Source organism: Qipengyuania citrea (assembly GCF_009828015.1).
GTDB lineage: Bacteria > Pseudomonadota > Alphaproteobacteria > Sphingomonadales > Sphingomonadaceae > Qipengyuania > Qipengyuania citrea.
In genome coordinates this window covers 498,582-515,778 of sequence record NZ_WTYG01000001.1, presented here as the reverse complement: position 1 = coordinate 515,778, position 17,197 = coordinate 498,582, and the positions used below count along the sequence as shown (strand labels likewise).

Annotated in this window: 14 protein-coding genes; 6 read left to right on the top strand and 8 right to left on the bottom strand. The window is 64.9% G+C overall.

Going from position 1 to position 17,197, the window contains the following annotated elements:
- The first annotated feature begins 137 nt into the window (after positions 1-137).
- Entirely contained in the window at positions 138-1,844 is a 1,707-nt protein-coding gene (locus tag GRI55_RS02315) for a bifunctional phosphopantothenoylcysteine decarboxylase/phosphopantothenate synthase (protein WP_160766065.1), read from the top strand.
- Complete coding sequence (gene dut / locus GRI55_RS02310) at positions 1,837-2,298, top strand: dUTP diphosphatase (protein ID WP_160766064.1); 462 nt, start codon at positions 1,837-1,839, stop codon at positions 2,296-2,298. Before GRI55_RS02315 ends, dut begins: the two co-directional genes overlap by 8 nt.
- A 69-nt stretch (positions 2,299-2,367) precedes the next feature.
- On the opposite strand, the gene GRI55_RS02305 is transcribed toward dut, so the two are convergent.
- The 4 genes from GRI55_RS02305 to secB all read right to left on the bottom strand — a co-directional run bounded on the left by GRI55_RS02305 (position 2,368) and on the right by secB (position 6,420).
- Positions 2,368-3,054, bottom strand: coding sequence for a DUF4136 domain-containing protein (locus tag GRI55_RS02305; RefSeq protein WP_050599474.1), 687 nt, complete (start codon positions 3,052-3,054; stop codon positions 2,368-2,370).
- A 163-nt stretch (positions 3,055-3,217) separates the two neighbouring features.
- Positions 3,218-4,231, bottom strand: coding sequence for a tryptophan--tRNA ligase (gene trpS / locus GRI55_RS02300; RefSeq protein ID WP_160766063.1), 1,014 nt, complete (start codon positions 4,229-4,231; stop codon positions 3,218-3,220).
- A gap of 59 nt (positions 4,232-4,290) precedes the next feature.
- Positions 4,291-5,856, bottom strand: a complete 1,566-nt coding sequence (gene murJ / locus GRI55_RS02295; RefSeq protein ID WP_050599472.1) for a murein biosynthesis integral membrane protein MurJ — start codon at positions 5,854-5,856, stop codon at positions 4,291-4,293.
- A 30-nt stretch (positions 5,857-5,886) separates the two neighbouring features.
- Positions 5,887-6,420 (bottom strand): protein-export chaperone SecB, encoded by a 534-nt coding sequence (gene secB / locus GRI55_RS02290; protein WP_050599471.1) that lies wholly within the window; start codon positions 6,418-6,420, stop codon positions 5,887-5,889.
- Between the two features lie 256 nt (positions 6,421-6,676).
- On the opposite strand from secB, the gene GRI55_RS02285 reads away from it, so the two are divergent.
- Genes GRI55_RS02285 through GRI55_RS02270 form a run of 4 tightly spaced genes read left to right on the top strand, consistent with a single transcriptional unit; the run spans position 6,677 to position 9,767 of the window.
- Positions 6,677-7,330, top strand: coding sequence for a Tim44/TimA family putative adaptor protein (locus tag GRI55_RS02285; RefSeq protein WP_050599470.1), 654 nt, complete (start codon positions 6,677-6,679; stop codon positions 7,328-7,330).
- 27 nt (positions 7,331-7,357) lie between these two features.
- A complete protein-coding gene (gene mltA / locus GRI55_RS02280; protein ID WP_370873282.1) occupies positions 7,358-8,542 on the top strand; it encodes a murein transglycosylase A in 1,185 nt (394 codons plus the stop codon).
- Positions 8,539-9,102 (top strand): Smr/MutS family protein, encoded by a 564-nt coding sequence (locus tag GRI55_RS02275; protein ID WP_160766061.1) that lies wholly within the window; start codon positions 8,539-8,541, stop codon positions 9,100-9,102. Before mltA ends, GRI55_RS02275 begins: the two co-directional genes overlap by 4 nt.
- 2 nt (positions 9,103-9,104) lie before the next feature.
- Positions 9,105-9,767 (top strand): HAD family hydrolase, encoded by a 663-nt coding sequence (locus GRI55_RS02270; protein WP_160766060.1) that lies wholly within the window; start codon positions 9,105-9,107, stop codon positions 9,765-9,767.
- 92 nt (positions 9,768-9,859) lie between these two features.
- On the opposite strand, the gene GRI55_RS02265 is transcribed toward GRI55_RS02270, so the two are convergent.
- The 4 genes from GRI55_RS02265 to ahpC form a co-directional block, all read right to left on the bottom strand.
- Entirely contained in the window at positions 9,860-11,968 is a 2,109-nt protein-coding gene (locus tag GRI55_RS02265; protein ID WP_414478896.1) for a catalase, read from the bottom strand.
- Between the two features lie 173 nt (positions 11,969-12,141).
- Positions 12,142-14,358, bottom strand: a complete 2,217-nt coding sequence (gene katG / locus GRI55_RS02260; protein ID WP_160766059.1) for a catalase/peroxidase HPI — start codon at positions 14,356-14,358, stop codon at positions 12,142-12,144.
- 196 nt (positions 14,359-14,554) lie between these two features.
- Positions 14,555-16,144 carry an alkyl hydroperoxide reductase subunit F gene (gene ahpF / locus GRI55_RS02255; protein WP_160766058.1) on the bottom strand — a complete coding sequence of 530 codons (1,590 nt, stop codon included), beginning with the start codon at positions 16,142-16,144 and terminating at the stop codon, positions 14,555-14,557.
- A 169-nt stretch (positions 16,145-16,313) separates the two neighbouring features.
- Positions 16,314-16,880 (bottom strand): alkyl hydroperoxide reductase subunit C, encoded by a 567-nt coding sequence (ahpC, locus tag GRI55_RS02250; RefSeq protein WP_050599515.1) that lies wholly within the window; start codon positions 16,878-16,880, stop codon positions 16,314-16,316.
- Positions 16,881-17,197 lie beyond the last annotated feature (317 nt).

Here is a 17,197-nt window from a genome sequence, read left to right as displayed (position 1 = left end):
TCGCGTAAAACGCCAGTGCTACACGCTGGCAATACCAAACGGGGGGCGCTAGCAAGCGCGGCGATGACACACTGGCTATGCATTTGCCGATCCGTACAGGCGCGTCCGGAGCCACCGCTGCAAGGCGCAGTCCCGGCGTGAGCGGCCCGAAGATTCTCCTCGTCATTGGCGGCGGCATAGCGGCCTATAAGTCGTGCGAACTCGTGCGCCTGATCCGCAAGGCCGGCGGCGAAGTGACCTGCGTGCTGACGAAGGGCGGCCAGCAATTCGTCACGCCCATGGCGCTTGCCGCGCTGAGCGAGAACAAGGTCTATACCTCGCTGTTCGATCTCAAGGACGAGGTCGAGATGGGGCATATCCAGCTGAGCCGCGAAGCCGACCTGGTGGTGGTGTGTCCGGCAACCGCCGACCTCTTGGCCAAGATGGCCGCCGGGATCGCCGACGACCTCGCCACCACGCTGATCCTGGCGACCGACAAGCCGGTGCTGACCGTGCCGGCCATGAACGTGCGCATGTGGGAGCATTCGGCGACCCAGCGCAACGCCGATTGGTTGCGCCAGGCGGGTGTCGCAGTGATGGACCCCGACGAGGGCGCGATGGCCTGCGGCGAATTCGGCGCCGGGCGGATGCCCGAACCGCCGTCTATCCTCGCGCGGATAGCGCAGGAGCTCGATCTCGACCTCGATTTGCCCGAACTCGGCGCTCCGGTGCCTGCGCAGCTTGCCGCGCCCGCGCAAAGCGTGCCGCTCGGCGAGACGCTCGAACCTTCGGAGCTTATGTTCGAGGATGACGGGGAGGAAGAAGACGATACCCCCAGCGGCGGCGGGCTGGGCGGCTTGCTGTCGATGATCATTCCGCGGACGACGGAAACCCGCACCCACGAGGAAATCGAGGCCGAACTGGAAGAGCTGCCCGAAGCGGGCGATGAAGCCGGCTTCGAGGGCGCGGAACTACCCGAACCGTCCGAACCCGATCCCGCCGCGGGACCGATCCTGGCGACCAAGGGCAAGGCTTCGGCAGCCCCGCCGACCGATCCCGGGGCGTTGGCTTACGGCGACGATGGCCACGCGATGCCGCAGGCCATGGCCGACGCCTTCCAGACGCAGGCCGCAGCCTTCGACGCTTCCCCGCTGGCGGGACAGGCGGCGTTCGATCCCGATCCCGAACACCGGCCGCTCTATGGCAAGCATGTGCTCATCACCGCGGGCCCGACGCGCGAACCGATTGATCCGGTGCGCTATATTGCCAACCGGTCGAGCGGGAAGCAGGGCTTTGCCATCGCCGCGATGGCCGCAGCGGCGGGGGCCCGCGTTACTCTGATCGCCGGACCTGTGCACCTGCCCACCCCGGTCGGGGTCGACCGCATCGACGTCGAGACCGCCGAAGACATGGCCGAGGAAGTGCGCCGCGCATTGCCGGTGGATATCGCCTTCATGGTCGCCGCGGTTGCGGACTGGAAGAGCCGGCATGTTGCGGGCGAAAAGATGAAAAAACGCGGCTCGGCGCCGCCCGCGCTGATCCTCGCGGAAAACCCCGATATTCTCGCCAGCACGGCGGCAGGTCGCAAGCGCCCGACCTTGCTGATCGGCTTCGCCGCCGAAACCGAGAACGTGGTCGAAAACGCCAAGTCCAAGCGCAAGCGAAAAGGCGCCGACTGGATCGTGGCCAACAATGTCGCAGGCGATATCGGCGAAAGCGTGATGGGGGGCGACCTCAACCAGGTCCATATCGTCACCGCGCGCGGGGTCGAGAGCCTGCCCGAGATGGCCAAGGAAGACGTCGCGCGCGAACTGGTGCTGCGTGCCGCCGAAGCGCTGGTGCCGGGGGATGACGCCGATGACTGATCCGGTGGGCGTGCAGGTCAAGCGGCTGCCGCATGGCGAAGGACTGGCGCTACCCGTCTATGCCACCGATGGCGCGGCGGGGATGGACGTGCTTGCCGCCGAAGACCTGACGCTGGCCCCGGGACAGCGGCATGCTGTGGCTACCGGTCTCGCGGTCGCAATTCCGCAGGGTTTCGAAATCCAGGTCCGCCCGCGATCGGGGCTCGCGCTCAAGCACGGGATAACCGTGCCCAATACGCCGGGAACGATCGACAGCGATTACCGCGGCGAGATCAAGGTCATCATGATCAACCACGGGACAGAAGATTTCGCGATCGCCCGGGGTGACCGGATCGCACAGCTGGTGCTGGCCCCGGTCACGCAGGCCGCGTGGCACGAAGTGGGCCAGCTCGATGCGACCGTTCGCGGTGAAGGCGGCTTCGGCTCGACAGGCGGCCACGCGAAACTGGGCTGAGCGCCGGTAGGAAAAAGGCGGCCCGCTCGCGGACCGCCCTTCGCTTGGCTGATTTTTCGCCCGCGCGGATCAGTCGATCTTGCGCACGGTGGTTTTTTCGGGCGCGATCGAGATACGCAGCGTTTCGCCCGAATTGCCGGGGAAATCGGTAAACATCGCTTCGACGAGGTTGGGCACCAGATACTGCAGCCGGTTCGAGGTCGAAATCGCCTGCGCCTGGCCTTCGAACAAGCGTTCGCCTGTCGCGGCGCGGTCGATCTTCATGTCGATCTCGCTGGTGTAGACGGTGTAGCTGCGGACTTCCTGCCCGCCGAACCACGGGTCGTAATAGCCATAGCCCCAGCGGCTGCCGACATAGCGCGGGCGGTAATAGCCGGTCCGCGCACGGTAGCCGTACCACGGCGAATAGAACGGGTCGCTGAAGCCGGTCGACCGCACGCGTTCGCGGCCCTTGTCGACCTCGTAGTCGAAACGGACGAGCAGCGAAGCGTCTTCGGGCGATGCAGCCTGGGCATAGCCGAGGCTCGACATCTGCGCTTCGACGAGGTCGGCATATTGCGCGAACTCGAGCCCGCCGGCGAGCGCCGGATCATCGGCCACGACGAAATAGGTTTCCCCCTGCGGGGCGGGCAGCTGCGTCTGGAAACGCGAGACATCCGCCTTGAACGGGGTGGCACAGGCTGCGAGGCCTGCAAGGATGACGGGAACGGAGGCGAGCTTGAGTTTGCGCCCCCAACCCTGGTTCAGGTTGGTCATGCTCAGTCCTTTGTACTGTTGGCGTTTCTTACACGGAAACGCGATCGTGCGCAGCCCACCGCTTGCCCGAGGCACACTGCCATTAGCTGTGCATGGCTATGGACGAATGGCGATTAACCCGGATTGAATGTCCGGATTCACATTTGATGCGATGGCCGCGCGCTTAACGCACCAGCCCCAGCGCCGAATATGTCGCGTCGAGCGTGGGGCGCGCCAGTTCGCGGGCCTGGCTGGCGCCGCGCGCCAGAATCGCATCGAGCGCCTCGCGGTCGTCGAGCAGCTCGTTGAACCGGGTGGAGATCGGTCGCAGCGTTTCGACCAGCAGTTCGCCCAGCGCGGGCTTGAACTTGCCGAAGCCCTCGCCGCCGTATTCGCCCAGCACGGCCTCGACCGTGGTGTCGGCAACCGCAGCATAGATCGTGACGAGGTTCAGCGCTTCCGCTCGGCCGACCAACCCGCCTGCCTCGCTCGGCAGCGGTTCGGGGTCGGTCTTGGCCTTTTTGACCTTCTTCATCACCGTATCGGCATCGTCGGCCAGTTCGATCCGGCTCATCTCGGACGGGTCGGACTTGCTCATCTTCTTGGACCCGTCGCGCAGGCTCATGATCCGAGCGGCCTGCGGCGGTGTGATCGCTTCGGGCAGGGTGAAGACCGGCGTATCCTCACCAGCGAAATCGTTGTTGAACTTCTGCGCGATGTCGCGTGCCAGTTCGAGATGCTGTTTCTGGTCTTCGCCGACAGGAACATGCGTTGTCTGGTAGAGCAGTACATCGGCGGCCTGCAGCACCGGATAGGCGAACAGCGCGACCGATTGGCCTTCGCGGTTCTTGCCCGCCTTGTCCTTCCACTGCGTCATGCGGTTGAGCCAGCCCATTCGTGCGGTTCCATTGAGCAGCCACTGCATTTCCGCATGCGCGGGGACCTGCGCCTGGTTGAACAGGATGCTCCGGTGCGGATCGATCCCGCAGGCGACCACGGCCGCGGCCATTTCCAGCGTGCCGCGGTGCAGTTCGGCCGGATCGTGCGGCATCGAAATGGCATGCAGGTCGGCGAGGAAGAACAGGCATTGCTCGCCGTCCTGCATATCGTCCTGCATGCGCACCCAGTTGCGGATCGCCCCGAGGTAATTGCCGAGGTGGAGATTGCCGGTGGGCTGGATGCCGGAAACTACCCGCATGTCAGGACGCATGAATTCTCTCAATCAGGTTCGGGCCGGCCAGGATCGGCCCGTCGGGTTCAGGTCTGGCGGCGCAGCAGCCGGGCGATCGTCGCCCGGTCGAGCACCCCGAGGAGGATCGCCGCGATGCCGTAGACCGCAGTGCCCGTCAATGTTACCGCGGCGATCCCGCCCGCACGCTGGAGTATCGTGCCGTCGAACCACGGGTCCAGCGGACCCATCAGCGCCCACAGCGCGAGCGCCATCGCCAGCGCGGCGATGAAGATCCGCACGATCCGCCCCGCGATCCGTGACGGCAGGCGGAAATACCCGCGCCTGACCAGGATCGCGTAAAGCAGCATGACATTGCACCACGCGCCGATCGACCCTGCCACGGCCAGCGCCAGCACGCCCAGGCGCGGGACCAACAGGATATTCAGCCCCACCGTGACCACCAGCGACGCCGCAGCGGTGAACACCGGGGTGCGCGTGTCTTTCCGGGCAAAGAAATTGGGCGTCAGCACCTTGATCAGCACATAGGCGGGCAGGCCGATCACCAGCCCGCTGACCACCGTGCCGGTAATCAGGGCATCTTCGACGCTGAACGCGCCGCCAGCGAAGAACACGCGGGTGAAGGCGCTGCCCGATACGAACAATGCCGCAGCCGCGGGCACGGTCAGCAGCATCGCCAGCTCGATCGCGTTCGATTGCAGCCGCTGCGCCTCGTCGTTCTCCTCGCGCGAGAGGTAGCGCGAAAGGGCGGGGAGGATGGCGGTGCCCAGCGCGATCCCGATGATCCCCAGCGGCAGCTGGTTCCAGCGGTCAGCCATTGCGAGATAGGTGTAGCTGCCGACCTCCAGCGTGGAGAGGAAGAACAGGTCGACGAAGCGGCTGATCTGGTAGATGCCCGCACCGAACACCGCGGGGACGATCAGCACGCCCAATTCCTTTACCCCGGGCGAGACCCGCGGCAGCAGCAGGCGGATCCGAAAGCCCGCGCGGTGCATCCAGAACGCCAGCCACACCAGTTGCAGCAGGCCCGAGGCGCTGAGCGCGACCGATTGCCAGAACGCACTTTCGCGGCGCGCCATCACCCCTTCGCCCAGCGATGCGCCGTATAGCAGCGCTGCGATCAGGCAGAGGTTGAGCAGCACCGGTGCCGCCGCCGCGGCAGCGAAGCGCGACAGCGAGTTGAGCACGGCGGCGACCAGCGTCGCAAGGCTCATGAACAGGAGGTAGGGGAAGGTAATCCGTGCCATCATCACCGCGATCGGCAAGGCTTCCGGATCGCTTTCGAGGCCGTCGGGTGCGAAATAGGCGACCACCCATGGCATCGCCACCATTGCCAGCCCGCCGAAGACGATCAGGATCGGCAGCAGCAGCGACAATACGCTTTCGGCGAAGCGCTGGGCCTCGCTCTGCCCTTCGACCATCCGCCGGTTGAATAGCGGCACGAAGGCGCTGGCAAAGGCGCCTTCGGCGAACAGGCGGCGGAAGATGTTGGGCAGCATGAAGGCCAGCTGCCACGCGTCGCCCATCGGCGTTGCGCCAAGCACGCGCGCTACCAGGATGTCGCGCACGAAGCCGAAGACGCGGCTGACCGCGGTCAGCCCGCCGATGGTCCCGACGTTCTTGAGCAGGCTCACCTGTCAGAGCCTCCCGGGCGAATCAGCGGCTCAGGCTTCGCCGGCGGGCGGGGTCGCCGCGGCGCCCTGCTGCTGTTCCTGCGCGCGCGCAGCCAGCTGCTGCTGGTAGAGCGCGCCGAAATCCATCGGATCGAGCATCAGCGGCGGGAAGCCTGCATCGCGGCTGGCATCGGCAATGACGCGGCGCGCGAAGGGGAACAGAATGCGCGGGGCTTCGGCGAACAGGAAAGCGTGCGCCTGCTCGTCGGGCAAATTGCGCATGCCCATCAGCCCGCAATAGTCCAGATCGATCAGATAGAGCGTACCCTGGCTAGTCTTGGCGCTGCAGGTAACCTTCAGCGTCACTTCGTGAACGTCTTCGGCGATCTTGTCGGCGGCGATGTTGACCTGCACGTCGAGCTGCGGCTGCTCGTTCCACTGGTAGCATTGCGGCGCGCTGGGGTTCTCGACCGAAAGGTCCTTGATATATTGCGAGATCACGCCCGCGCTGGGCTGGTTGTCGGCCCCGTTGGCGCCCGCTGCGGGATTGTTCAGGTCGGTGAGAACGTCGCCTTCGTCGGCCATGTGCATTCGCTTTCCATTTATCCGAATAATGCCGCCCGCGCGCGCCATTTCCGGGCGCAGCGGGCCTTCGGTGCGCGCGCCTAGCACTGTCGGACGAGTCTAGCAATCCGCGACCCGGCCCGGCGGTACGCGGCGCGGCGCCGGGGCCGTAGGACCATTGTCGGTTTGTATTTCCTTCCTATCTAGGGCAGGACAGATGTTGGACTGCCGGAGGCGCGTTGCCTTCGCGAATGAAGTTGGGAAGCAGGTTAATCACGTGATCACCGAGATCGTCATCCTCGCCATGATCGCCGCCTTTCTGGGGTTGCGGCTCTATTCGGTGCTCGGCCGTCGGTCGGAGCATGAAGAAGAGGTGGTGCCGCATCGGTTCGAGCGCGCGGATACGCCTGCGCAGGCCGAGAATGCACCGCGTCCCGCCCGCCAGCCGGTGGTGCTGCGCGGGGGCGACAATGCGGCTCCGGCCAGCGAGGCAGGCGTGCGCGCCATCGCCGCGGCCTCGCCGGGCTTCGACCTGCTGGGTTTCCTCGAAGGTGCCAAGGGCGCTTACGCGATGATCTTGGAGGCCTTCTGGAAAGGCGACAAGGATACGCTGCGCGAACTGACCGATGGCGACGTCTACGAAAGCTTTGCGCAGGCCATCGACGCGCGCGAAGAAGCGGGCGAAACGCTCGACAACCGGCTGATCAGGATCGAGGACGCGACCGTGCGTTCGGCCGATCTCGATGGCCGCATCGCCCGCATTGCCGTGCTCTTCGTGGCCGATATCGCCGCAGTGACCCGTAGCGCAGAAGGCAATGTCGTGGCCGGTTCGCTCGACGACGCGATCGAAAGCCGCGACGTCTGGACCTTCCGCCGCAATGTCGATGCCGCCGATCCCAACTGGGTTCTCGACGAAACCGACGAAGGCTGACGCGCCGCGCGATCCGGGGGAGGGATGATGCGCTACCTGCTGGTAATCGCGGCCACGCTGGTGCTGGCTGCCTGCGTCCGCGTCGTGCCCGACATGCGCCCGCAAACACCGGTCGCCATGCCGCCCGGCACCGTCTCAAGCGCCGCCTTCGCACCCGTTTCTCGCGGCCTTAAGGTAACCGAACTGGGCATCGGCGCCGATGATGCGGGTACCGCGCTCGTCTCGTTTCTCGAATCCTGTCCCGCTATCCTGCGCCGCGAGGACCAGAGCGGTCTGACCTTTGCCGACGACTGGCGCCCTGCCTGCGAGGCCGCCGCCACCTGGCCGGTCTCGGACGCGCGCCGGTTCTTCGCCAGCTATTTCGAAACCGCCCGCGTGGGCGATGGGGCAGCCTTCGCCACTGGCTATTACGAGCCCGAGATCCGCGGCAGCCGGACGCGCGCGCCGGGATATGACGTGCCCGTCTATGCCATGCCTCCCGAACTGGTGCGCGCTTGGCCCGACGATATGCCTGCGAGCGAGCGGAGCGGGCGCCCGCCGCTGGGCCGGTATGACGCCAGCGGGCGCTTCGTCCAGTTCCACGATCGCACTGCGATCGAACTCGGCGCGCTCGAAGGGCGCGGGCTCGAGATTGCCTGGGCTGCCGATCCGGTCGAGCTGTTCTTCCTGCAAATCCAGGGTTCGGGTCTGCTGCGCCTGCCCGATGGCTCGCTGATGCGGATCGGATATGCCGGGCAGAACGGCCGGGAATATGTCGGCATCGGCCGCGTGATGCGCGAACGCGGATTGATCGGCGAAGGCACCGATTACGCCACTTCGATGCAGGGCATTATGGCGTTCATTCGCGACAATCCCGCGCAGGGGCGCGATATCATGCGCCTCAACAAGAGCTGGATTTTCTTCCGCGAACTAAACAGTGACGGCCCGCTCGGGTCGCTGGGGGTGCCCGTCCGGCGCGAGGCATCGGTCGCGGTCGATCCCAATTTCGTCCCCTATGGCGCGCCGGTCTTTCTCGACATGGAACGCGACGAGGCCGACGGGCTCTGGATCGCGCAGGACACAGGCGGGGCGATCAAGGGCACCAATCGCTTCGACACCTTCTGGGGCAATGGCGGCGATGCCCGCGAAATCGCTGGCAGCATGAGCGCCAGCGGATCGGCTCTCGTCCTGCTGCCGGTGGGTACGCTCGACCGTCTCGAAACGCGGCGGTGAGCTCCCCGCGCGGACTGTCCGACGAAGAAGCCGCTGCGTGGGAAAAGCTCGCCGCGACAGTCGAACCCCTGCATCCGCTGCGCCCCGTCCAGCCGCAACCCGCGCATGAGGCCAAGGCGCCGGCCCCGCCGAAAAAGCAGGCGAAGAAACAGGTGTCCCGCGCACCGCCCCGGCCGACTCCCGCGCCCCCGCCGCGGAACATCGCAGCGCCCGATCGCGGGCTCGATTCGCATTGGGATCGGCGGCTCAAGGGCGGTCAGTTGCAGCCCGAAGTGACGATCGACCTGCACGGCCACACGCTCGACGGTGCCTATGACCGGCTGATGAGCGGCGTAGCGCAGGCCCGGGCCATAGGCGCGCGCAGCATATTGCTGGTGACCGGCAAGCCGCGCCCGGTGGCAGCGGCCGACCGCGGCACGCAGCGCGGTGCCATTCGCGCCAAGGTGCTCGACTGGCTGGCCGCCTCGAGCCACCATCCCGCGATTGCCGCCGTCCGCCGCGCGCACCAGCGCCACGGCGGCGACGGCGCGCTCTACATCGTGCTCAAGCGCGAACGATAGCGGTGGTCATCTTCGACTGCGACGGGGTTTTGGTAGACAGCGAAGTACTGCTGACCAACGTGCACGTGACCCAGTTACGGAAGCTGGGGCTGAACATCACGCATGCCGAACTGACCGAACGCTTTCTCGGGGTAACCGACCGCGCGATGCATGCCGCGCTCGAGGCAGACCTCGGCGCACCGTTTCCCGATGACTACGACCGCGAAGTCAAGGCCGAGCTTCGCAGGCGCGGCGCGCGCGAGTTGCACGCAGTGCCCGGTGCTGCCGCAGCACTGCGTCGTGTGCACGGACCATGCTGTGTCGCATCGAGCAGTGCGCAGGCCGAGCTCGAGTTTAAGCTGGATGCCACCGGCCTCGCGCCATACTTTTCCGGCAATGTCTTCAGCGCAGATGTTGTCGCCGCAGGCAAACCGGCGCCCGATATCTTCCTTTACGCTGCCTGCGCGATGCGCGTCGCCCCGGCGGAATGTCTGGTGATCGAAGACAGCGTGAACGGGGTCAAGGCAGCCGTCGCCGCGGGCATGGACGTGATCGGCTTTACGGGCGCCAGCCATCTGACGCCCGCCTATGGCGATCGTTTGCTGGCCGCCGGTGCGCACGCGGCAGTCGGTGATTTCGGCAGTTTGACCCGGCTGGTGCCGGAACGATTCGTCCAGCTCGACTAGGCGCAGCCGCGCTCCAATACGCGAAATGCCGGGCGCCTCCTGTAAGACGCCCGGCATAAAGCGCGGGTCATTCGCGGCGATTCACATCGCGCCTAGTCCAGCTTGACGCTCTCGCGGTCCCAGAAGCGCAGCTTGCCGCAGGTTTCGATGAAGCTCGCCGCGGCGTCCTTGCCCGACGAGACATCGAAGAAGCCGTCGTCGCGGCGGCTCCACACGCCTGCATTCTCGAACAGCGGCTGGACCGCGGGGACATAGGCCACGAACTTGGCATGCGCGAAGGCGTCGTTGACGAAGTCGATGCTCGGCTTGTCCTCGGCGTAGCGCTTGCCGCTGTCCTCGCCCATCACCACCGCGACCGCGTCATAGACCACCGAGGGGCCGCCATCGATCTTCTCGTCGGCTTCCATCATGTTGCCGTCGGACAGCTTGGCGCCCGCGACATGCGGGGCAATGATTTCCGCCATCGCGCCGGCATCCTTGGCCGCCTGCTGCAGCGCCTTCACGACATCCGCATCGGTGCCCTCGGCGATGTAGATACCCAGCTTGCGGCCCTTGAAGCTGTCGGGGCCGTTCTTGAGGATCGACAGCGCGGGGCTTTCGGGCAGGTCAGTGATCGGCTTGCGCGCGAAGGGCACCTTGTCGGGCAGTTCGGTCAGGCCGATGCCGTCGGCGACGTCCTGCGCCAGTCCTTCGTCGATATGCCGCAGATGGCCGACCATGCGCTTGCGGATATCCATCCGCTGCACTTTCGACAGTTCGAAGGTCAGCGCATTGCCCATGTGGGTCTGCTCGACCGGGGTCTGCGAGATATAAAACTGCCGCGCCTGGCTGTAGTGATCGGCAAAGGTCGGGCTGCGCTCGCGCACCTTGGCGCCGCTGATCTCGGCCGGATAGGACTGGAAGCCGCGTTCGGCCGACGCGCGCGGACCGGGATCCACGTCTGCGCCGTCGCCGCTGCCCCAGCTGTTGGGTTCGTAATTCACGCGGCCCTTGGGATTGTGCATCGCCATGTGCCCGTCCTGCTGGAAATGCCGCACCGGGCATTTGGGCGCATTGATCGGCAGGTGCGTGAAGTTGGGTCCGCCGAGCCGCTTGAGCTGCGTGTCGAGATAGCTGAAATTGCGTCCCTGCAGCAGCGGATCGTCCGAATGGTCGATGCCGGGCACGATGTTCTGCGTGCAGAAGGCGACCTGCTCGGTCTCGGCGAAGAAATTGTCGACATTGGCGTCGAGCGTCAGCGTGCCGATGATCTCGACCGGGACCTGTTCTTCCGGAATGATCTTGGTCGCGTCGAGCACGTCGAATTCGAACTTTTCGGCAAACTCCTCGTCGAACACCTGGATGCCGAGGTCCCACTGCGGATAGTCGCCCGCATCGATCGCGTCCCACATGTCGCGGCGATGGAAATCGGGGTCCATCCCGTTGACCTTGAGCGCCTCGTTCCAGACCACCGACTGCAGCCCGAGCGAGGGCTTCCAGTGGAACTTGACGAAATGCGCCTTGCCCTCGGCATTGACCAGCCGGAAGGTGTGCACGCCGAAGCCTTCCATGAAGCGGAAGCTACGCGGGATCGTGCGGTCGGACATGATCCACATGACCATGTTCATCGCTTCGGGGCTGAGCGAGATGAAGTCCCAGAAATTGTCATGCGCTGTCTGCGCCTGCGGGAAGCCGCGATCGGGCGCGGGCTTGGCGGCGTGGATCAGATCGGGGAACTTGATCGCGTCCTGGATGAAGAACACCGGGATATTGTTGCCGACGAGGTCCCAATTGCCCTCGCTGGTGTAGAACTTGGTGGCAAAGCCGCGCACGTCGCGCGCGAGGTCGGGCGAACCCTTGTTGCCCGCCACGGTGGAGAAGCGCGTGAAGGTGGGCACCTTGACGCCTTCCTGGTTGAAGATCGCCGCGCGCGAATATTGCGGGATCGCCTTCTTGAGCTCGAAATGGCCGTGCACGCCATAGCCGCGCGCATGGACCACGCGCTCGGGGATCCGTTCGTGGTCGAAGTGGAAGATCTTCTCACGCGCGATCTGGTCTTCGAGCAGCTGCGGCCCGCGCGGACCCGCGCTCAGCCAGTTCTGGTCGTCGGCGACGGGGTGACCCTGCGCGGTGGTCATCACGTGGTCGTCATCCTGCGGCTTCTGGTGGTTGGCGCCGCCTTCCGACAGTTCGAATTCCTTGGCCATGTCTGCTTGCTCCATCTGGTTTCCCGGCCGCCATAAAACGGCCACCCACTGGCCTACGGACCCTGGCGCGCTTCGTTCCGCATTTCGGTGCAAAAGCGACGCAATCAAACAAACATCAGCCGCGCATGAAAAAACCCCCGGCGCATGCGCCGGGGGTTCTCGTTGGACGACCATGGGTCGCCGGTTAATCAGTCGTGGTATTTGGCATAACCGATATCGAACCGGTCGGCGTCCATCACCTTGGTCCATGCGCTGACGAAATCGTCGACGAACTTCTGTTCGTGGCCGTTTTCGGCATAGACCTCGGCAACTGCACGCAGCTGCGAATTCGAACCGAAGACGAGGTCGGTGCGCGTGGCGTGCCATTTGACATCGCCCTTCAGGCGGCACTTGCCGACGAACTCCTCGTCGCCGCTCTCGTCGATGACTTCCCACACCGTGCCCATTTCGAGCAAGTTGACGAAGAAGTCGTTCGACAGCACGCCCGGACGGTCGGTGAGAACACCGATGCTGTTGCCGTGCTGGGTGTGCTTGGACACGGCGCCCAGCGCACGCATCCCGCCCAGCAGCACAGTCATTTCGGGCGTCGAAAGGCCGAGCAGATGCGCCTTGTCGACCAGCATATCCTCGGTCTTCACCGAAGCCTTGGTCTTGAGGTAGTTGCGGAAGCCGTCGGCAAACGGTTCCAGCGGCTCCCAGCTTTCGGCATCGAACTGGTCTTCGCGCGCATCGCCGCGGCCGGTGGTGACATCGACGCTGACGTCGAAGCCGCCGTCCTTGGCCGCCTTCTCGATCGCTGCCGCGCCGCCCAGCACGATGGCATCGGCCATCGAGATATCGCCGCGCAGCTCGTCGAGCTTGGCCAGCACCTTGCCCAGTTCATCCGGATCATTGACCGCCCAGTTGCGCAGCGCATCGAAACGGATATGCGCGCCATTGGCACCGCCGCGGTGGTCCGAATTGCGGTAGGTCGAGGCCGAGGCCCAGGCCGCCTTGACCAGTTCGCTAACCGACAGTCCGCTATCGAGGACCGCTTTCTTGAAGTCGGCCACCGCGCTGTCCGACGGCGTGGTGCCGGCGGGGATCGGATCCTGCCAGATCAGGTCTTCGGCGGGGACTTCCGAACCGAGGTACCGGACCTTGGGACCCATGTCGCGGTGCGTAAGCTTGAACCAAGCGCGGGCGAATGCATCGTCGAGCGCGGCCTGGTCGTTGAGGAAACGCTCCGAAATCTTGCGATATTCGGGGTCGCGCTTCAACGCCATGTCGGCCGTGGTCATGATCGTCGGAACCTTCTTGTCCGGGTCCCGGGCATCGGGTGCCATGTCTTCCGGATCGGGATCGATCGGGGTCCACTGGTTCGCGCCTGCAGGGCTCTGGGTGAGCTCGTAATCATATTTGAACAGCAGGCGGAAATAGTCATTGCCCCACTGCGTCGGATTGGGCGTCCACGCGCCCTCGATCCCGCTGGTGGTGATATGACCCTTGCCGATTTCCTCGGGATCGGTCAGCCAGCCGAAGCCCATGCGGTGCAGGCCTTCGCCTTCGGGACCGGTGCCGAACGTGTCCGACGGAGCCGCGCCGTGGCACTTGCCGAAAGCGTGACCGCCCGCAGTCAGTGCGACGGTTTCCTCGTCGTTCATCGCCATGCGGGCGAAGGTTTCGCGCATGTCGCGCGCCATGCCTTCGGCGTCGTGCGGGTTGCCGCCGGGGCCTTCGGGATTGACGTAGATCAGGCCCATCTGGATCGCGGCGAGCGGATTTTCGAGCGCCTTGCCTTCATCGGGGATGATGCGCGTTTCGACGCCCTGGTCGACCCACTGCTCTTCCGAACCCCAATAGACCATCTCGGGTTCGAACACGTCCTTGCGGCCGCCGCCGAAGCCGAACACCGGACCGCCCATCGATTCGATCGCGACATTGCCGGTGAGGACGAAGAGGTCGGCCCAGCTGATGTGCTTGCCGTATTTCTGCTTGATCGGCCACAGCAGGCGCCGTGCCTTGTCGAGATTGCCGTTGTCGGGCCAGCTGTTCAGGGGAGCGAAGCGCTGCTGCCCGCTCGAAGCCCCGCCGCGGCCGTCGCCGGTGCGATAGGTGCCCGCAGCGTGCCACGCCATGCGGATGAAGAACGGGCCGTAATGCCCGTAATCGGCCGGCCACCATTCCTGGCTATCGGTCATCAGCGCCTTCAGGTCCTCCTTCAGCGCAGCGTAATCGAGCGCGTTGAAGGCTTCGCAATAATCGAAGTCCTCGCCCATCGGGTCGGGATTGCGGCCCTCGGTCTGGAGGATGTCGATCTGCAGCTGGTCGGGCCACCAGTCGCGATTGGTCCGCCCGAGCAGGTCGCGCGTGCCGCCATTGCCATGGAAGGGGCAGCCGCTCATTTCACCGGTCTTGGCATCCATTGTCCGTTTCTCCGCTTATTATGACTCGAATTATGTCTCGGAGTAAGGGATGGGCCTTTCCCGGTAATTCGTCCAATCGATTAATTGCGTCTCTCGGATTGGATTTGCCGATGATACGGCAGGCCGTGCAGCACATGCGAAAAGCGCCGCCATCCGGTGAGGATGACGGCGCCTCGCAAATGGCGGAGGACTCCGGTCAGGCGGCTTGGGCCACTTCCTGTGCAGGCTCGTTGCGGATGAGGTAGTCGAAGGCGGACAGACCAGCTTTCGATCCTTCGCCCATTGCCACCACGATCTGCTTGTACGGCACGTCGGTGACATCGCCGGCGGCGAACACGCCGTGGAGATTGGTGCGACCTTCTTCGTCGGTGGCGATCTCGCCGTGCTTGGTCAGCGTGAGCCCGCTGTCCTCGAGCCATTCGGTGTTGGGCACCAGGCCGATCTGCACGAACACGCCTTCGAGCTCGATCGTGCGCTCATCGCCGCTGGCGCGGTCCTTCACGCGCAGGCCGTTGACCTTGCCGTTGGCTCCCGTGATCTCGGTAGTCTGGCCATTGGTGACGATCTCGACATTGGGCAGCGAGCGGAGCTTGGCCTGCAGCACTTCGTCGGCACGCAGCTTGGTATCGAATTCGATCAGTGTGACATGGCCGACGGTCTTGGCCAGGTCGATCGCCGCTTCGACGCCCGAATTGCCGCCGCCGATGACCGCAATGCGCTTGCCCTTGAACAGCGGCCCGTCGCAATGCGGGCAATAGGCCACGCCCTTGTTGCGGTATTCAGCTTCGCCGGGGACGCCCATGTTGCGCCAGCGGGCCCCGGTGGCGAGGATCAGGCTGCGGGCCTTGAGGCTGGCCCCGTTGCCCAGTTCGACCGTGTGCAGGCCGCCCTTTTCGCTAGCCGGAACCAGTTTGACCGCCTGCGCCAGATCCATCAGGTCGATATCGTAGTCGCCGACATGCCGCTTGAGTTCGCCGGCCAGCTTCGGTCCTTCGGTATAGGGCGTGCCGGGCAGGTTCTCGATTCCCAGCGTGTCATGCAGCTGCCCGCCGAAGCGTTCGGCTGCGACGCCGGTGCGAAAGCCCTTGCGCGCAGTGTAGATCGCGGTCGCCGCACCGGCCGGGCCGCCGCCCACCACCAGCACTTCGAACGGGTCCTTCGCGGCAAGCTTCTCGGCCGCCTTGGCTTCGCTGCCGGTATCGATCTTGGCGAGAATCTCGGCCAGTTCCATCTTGCCGTTATAGAAGGGCTCGCCGTTGAGGAAGGTTGCGGGCACCGCCATGATGTCGCGGCTGTCGACCTCGTCCTGGAAGGTGCCGCCTTCGATCAACGTGGCGGTGATGCGCGGATTTTCGAGCGCCATCAGCGTCAGCGCCTGCACCACGTCGGGGCAGTTATGGCACGACAGCGAGAAATACATCTCGAAATTGAAGTCGTCCTCGAGCCCGCGGACCTGTTCGAGCAGGTCGGCATCGACCTTGGGCGGATGGCCGCCGGCCCACAGCAGCGCGAGCACCAGCGAGGTGAACTCATGCCCCATCGGCAGTCCGGCAAAGCGGACCCACTTTTCCGCATCGCTGGCGCGGCGGATCACGAAGCTGGGCTTGCGGCTGTCGGTGCCGTCGAAGCTGGCGCTGACGAGGTCGTGCAGCGCGGCGATCTCTTCGAGCAGTTCGCGCGTCTGCGCGCTCTTGTCGTCATCCCCGAGCGAGGCGACGAGCTCGACCGGCTCGCGCAGATTGGCGAGATAGGTCTTCAGTTGCTGGGTCATCGTTGCGTCGAGCATGGGCGGACTCCGGGTTTCGAGAGGAAACGGTGCAGAAAATCGAGGGGGGTGAAAAGGCCCGGGGCGGGGGGGAGGGGGAGGGTGCCCCGGGCCTTCCAGCGACCCGAGTCAGGCTCGGGCTTTTGTACGGGCGCCGTTACGGCGCCCGAACTTTCCAGCGGATGAACGCTTAGATCTTGCCGACGAGGTCGAGCGAGGGAGCCAGCGTGTCGCTGCCTTCTTCCCAGGCTGCCGGGCAGACCTGGCCGGGATTGGCGCGGACGTACTGTGCCGCCTTGATCTTGCGCGCGAGTTCGTTGGCATTGCGGCCGACGCCTTCGCAGGTCTGTTCCATGATCTGGATCACGCCATCGGGATCGACCACGAAGGTGGCACGATCGGCCAGGCCAACGCCTTCGCGCAGCACGTCGAAGTTGCGCGCGAGAACGTGGTTCTGGTCACCCAGGAACGGGAACTGAAGCTTGCCGATCTTTTCCGAAGTGTCGTGCCATGCCTTGTGGCTGAAGTGGGTGTCGGTCGACACGCCGTAGACTTCGACGTCCATCTTCTGGAGCATGGCATACTGTTCGCCGAGGTCTTCGAGCTCGGTCGGGCAGACGAAGGTGAAATCGGCCGGATAGAAGAAGAATACGGCCCACTTGCCCTTCACGTCTTCGTCAGTGACGTCGAAGAAGTCCTTGCCGGCCTGGAAGGCGGTGGCGGTGAACGGTTTGATCTGGCTTCCGATGATACCCATGGTGGTGGTTCTCCGTGTGTTCGGGTTGAAACGGTTCGGGTGGTAACTCGTGACCCCCAGATAGGCGCTGTTGCGATGCACAAAAGCGATATGATGCGATTGCCCGTATCGGAATAATCGATCAATCCGATGGAACTTTCGTAAAGCGCAACGACCCGGTCGAATTGGTTGTGTTTTGCGCAATCAACGCCCCTTTCTCTACCCGAAGTTTGGTAGCGTCGGGGCACATGCGGCGGGGTTCGAGACGCTGGCATATCCCACGGATCGGCGACCGATCGTCAAGGGCTAGCGTGCTCGGCGCGCTGGAATGGGGAGGT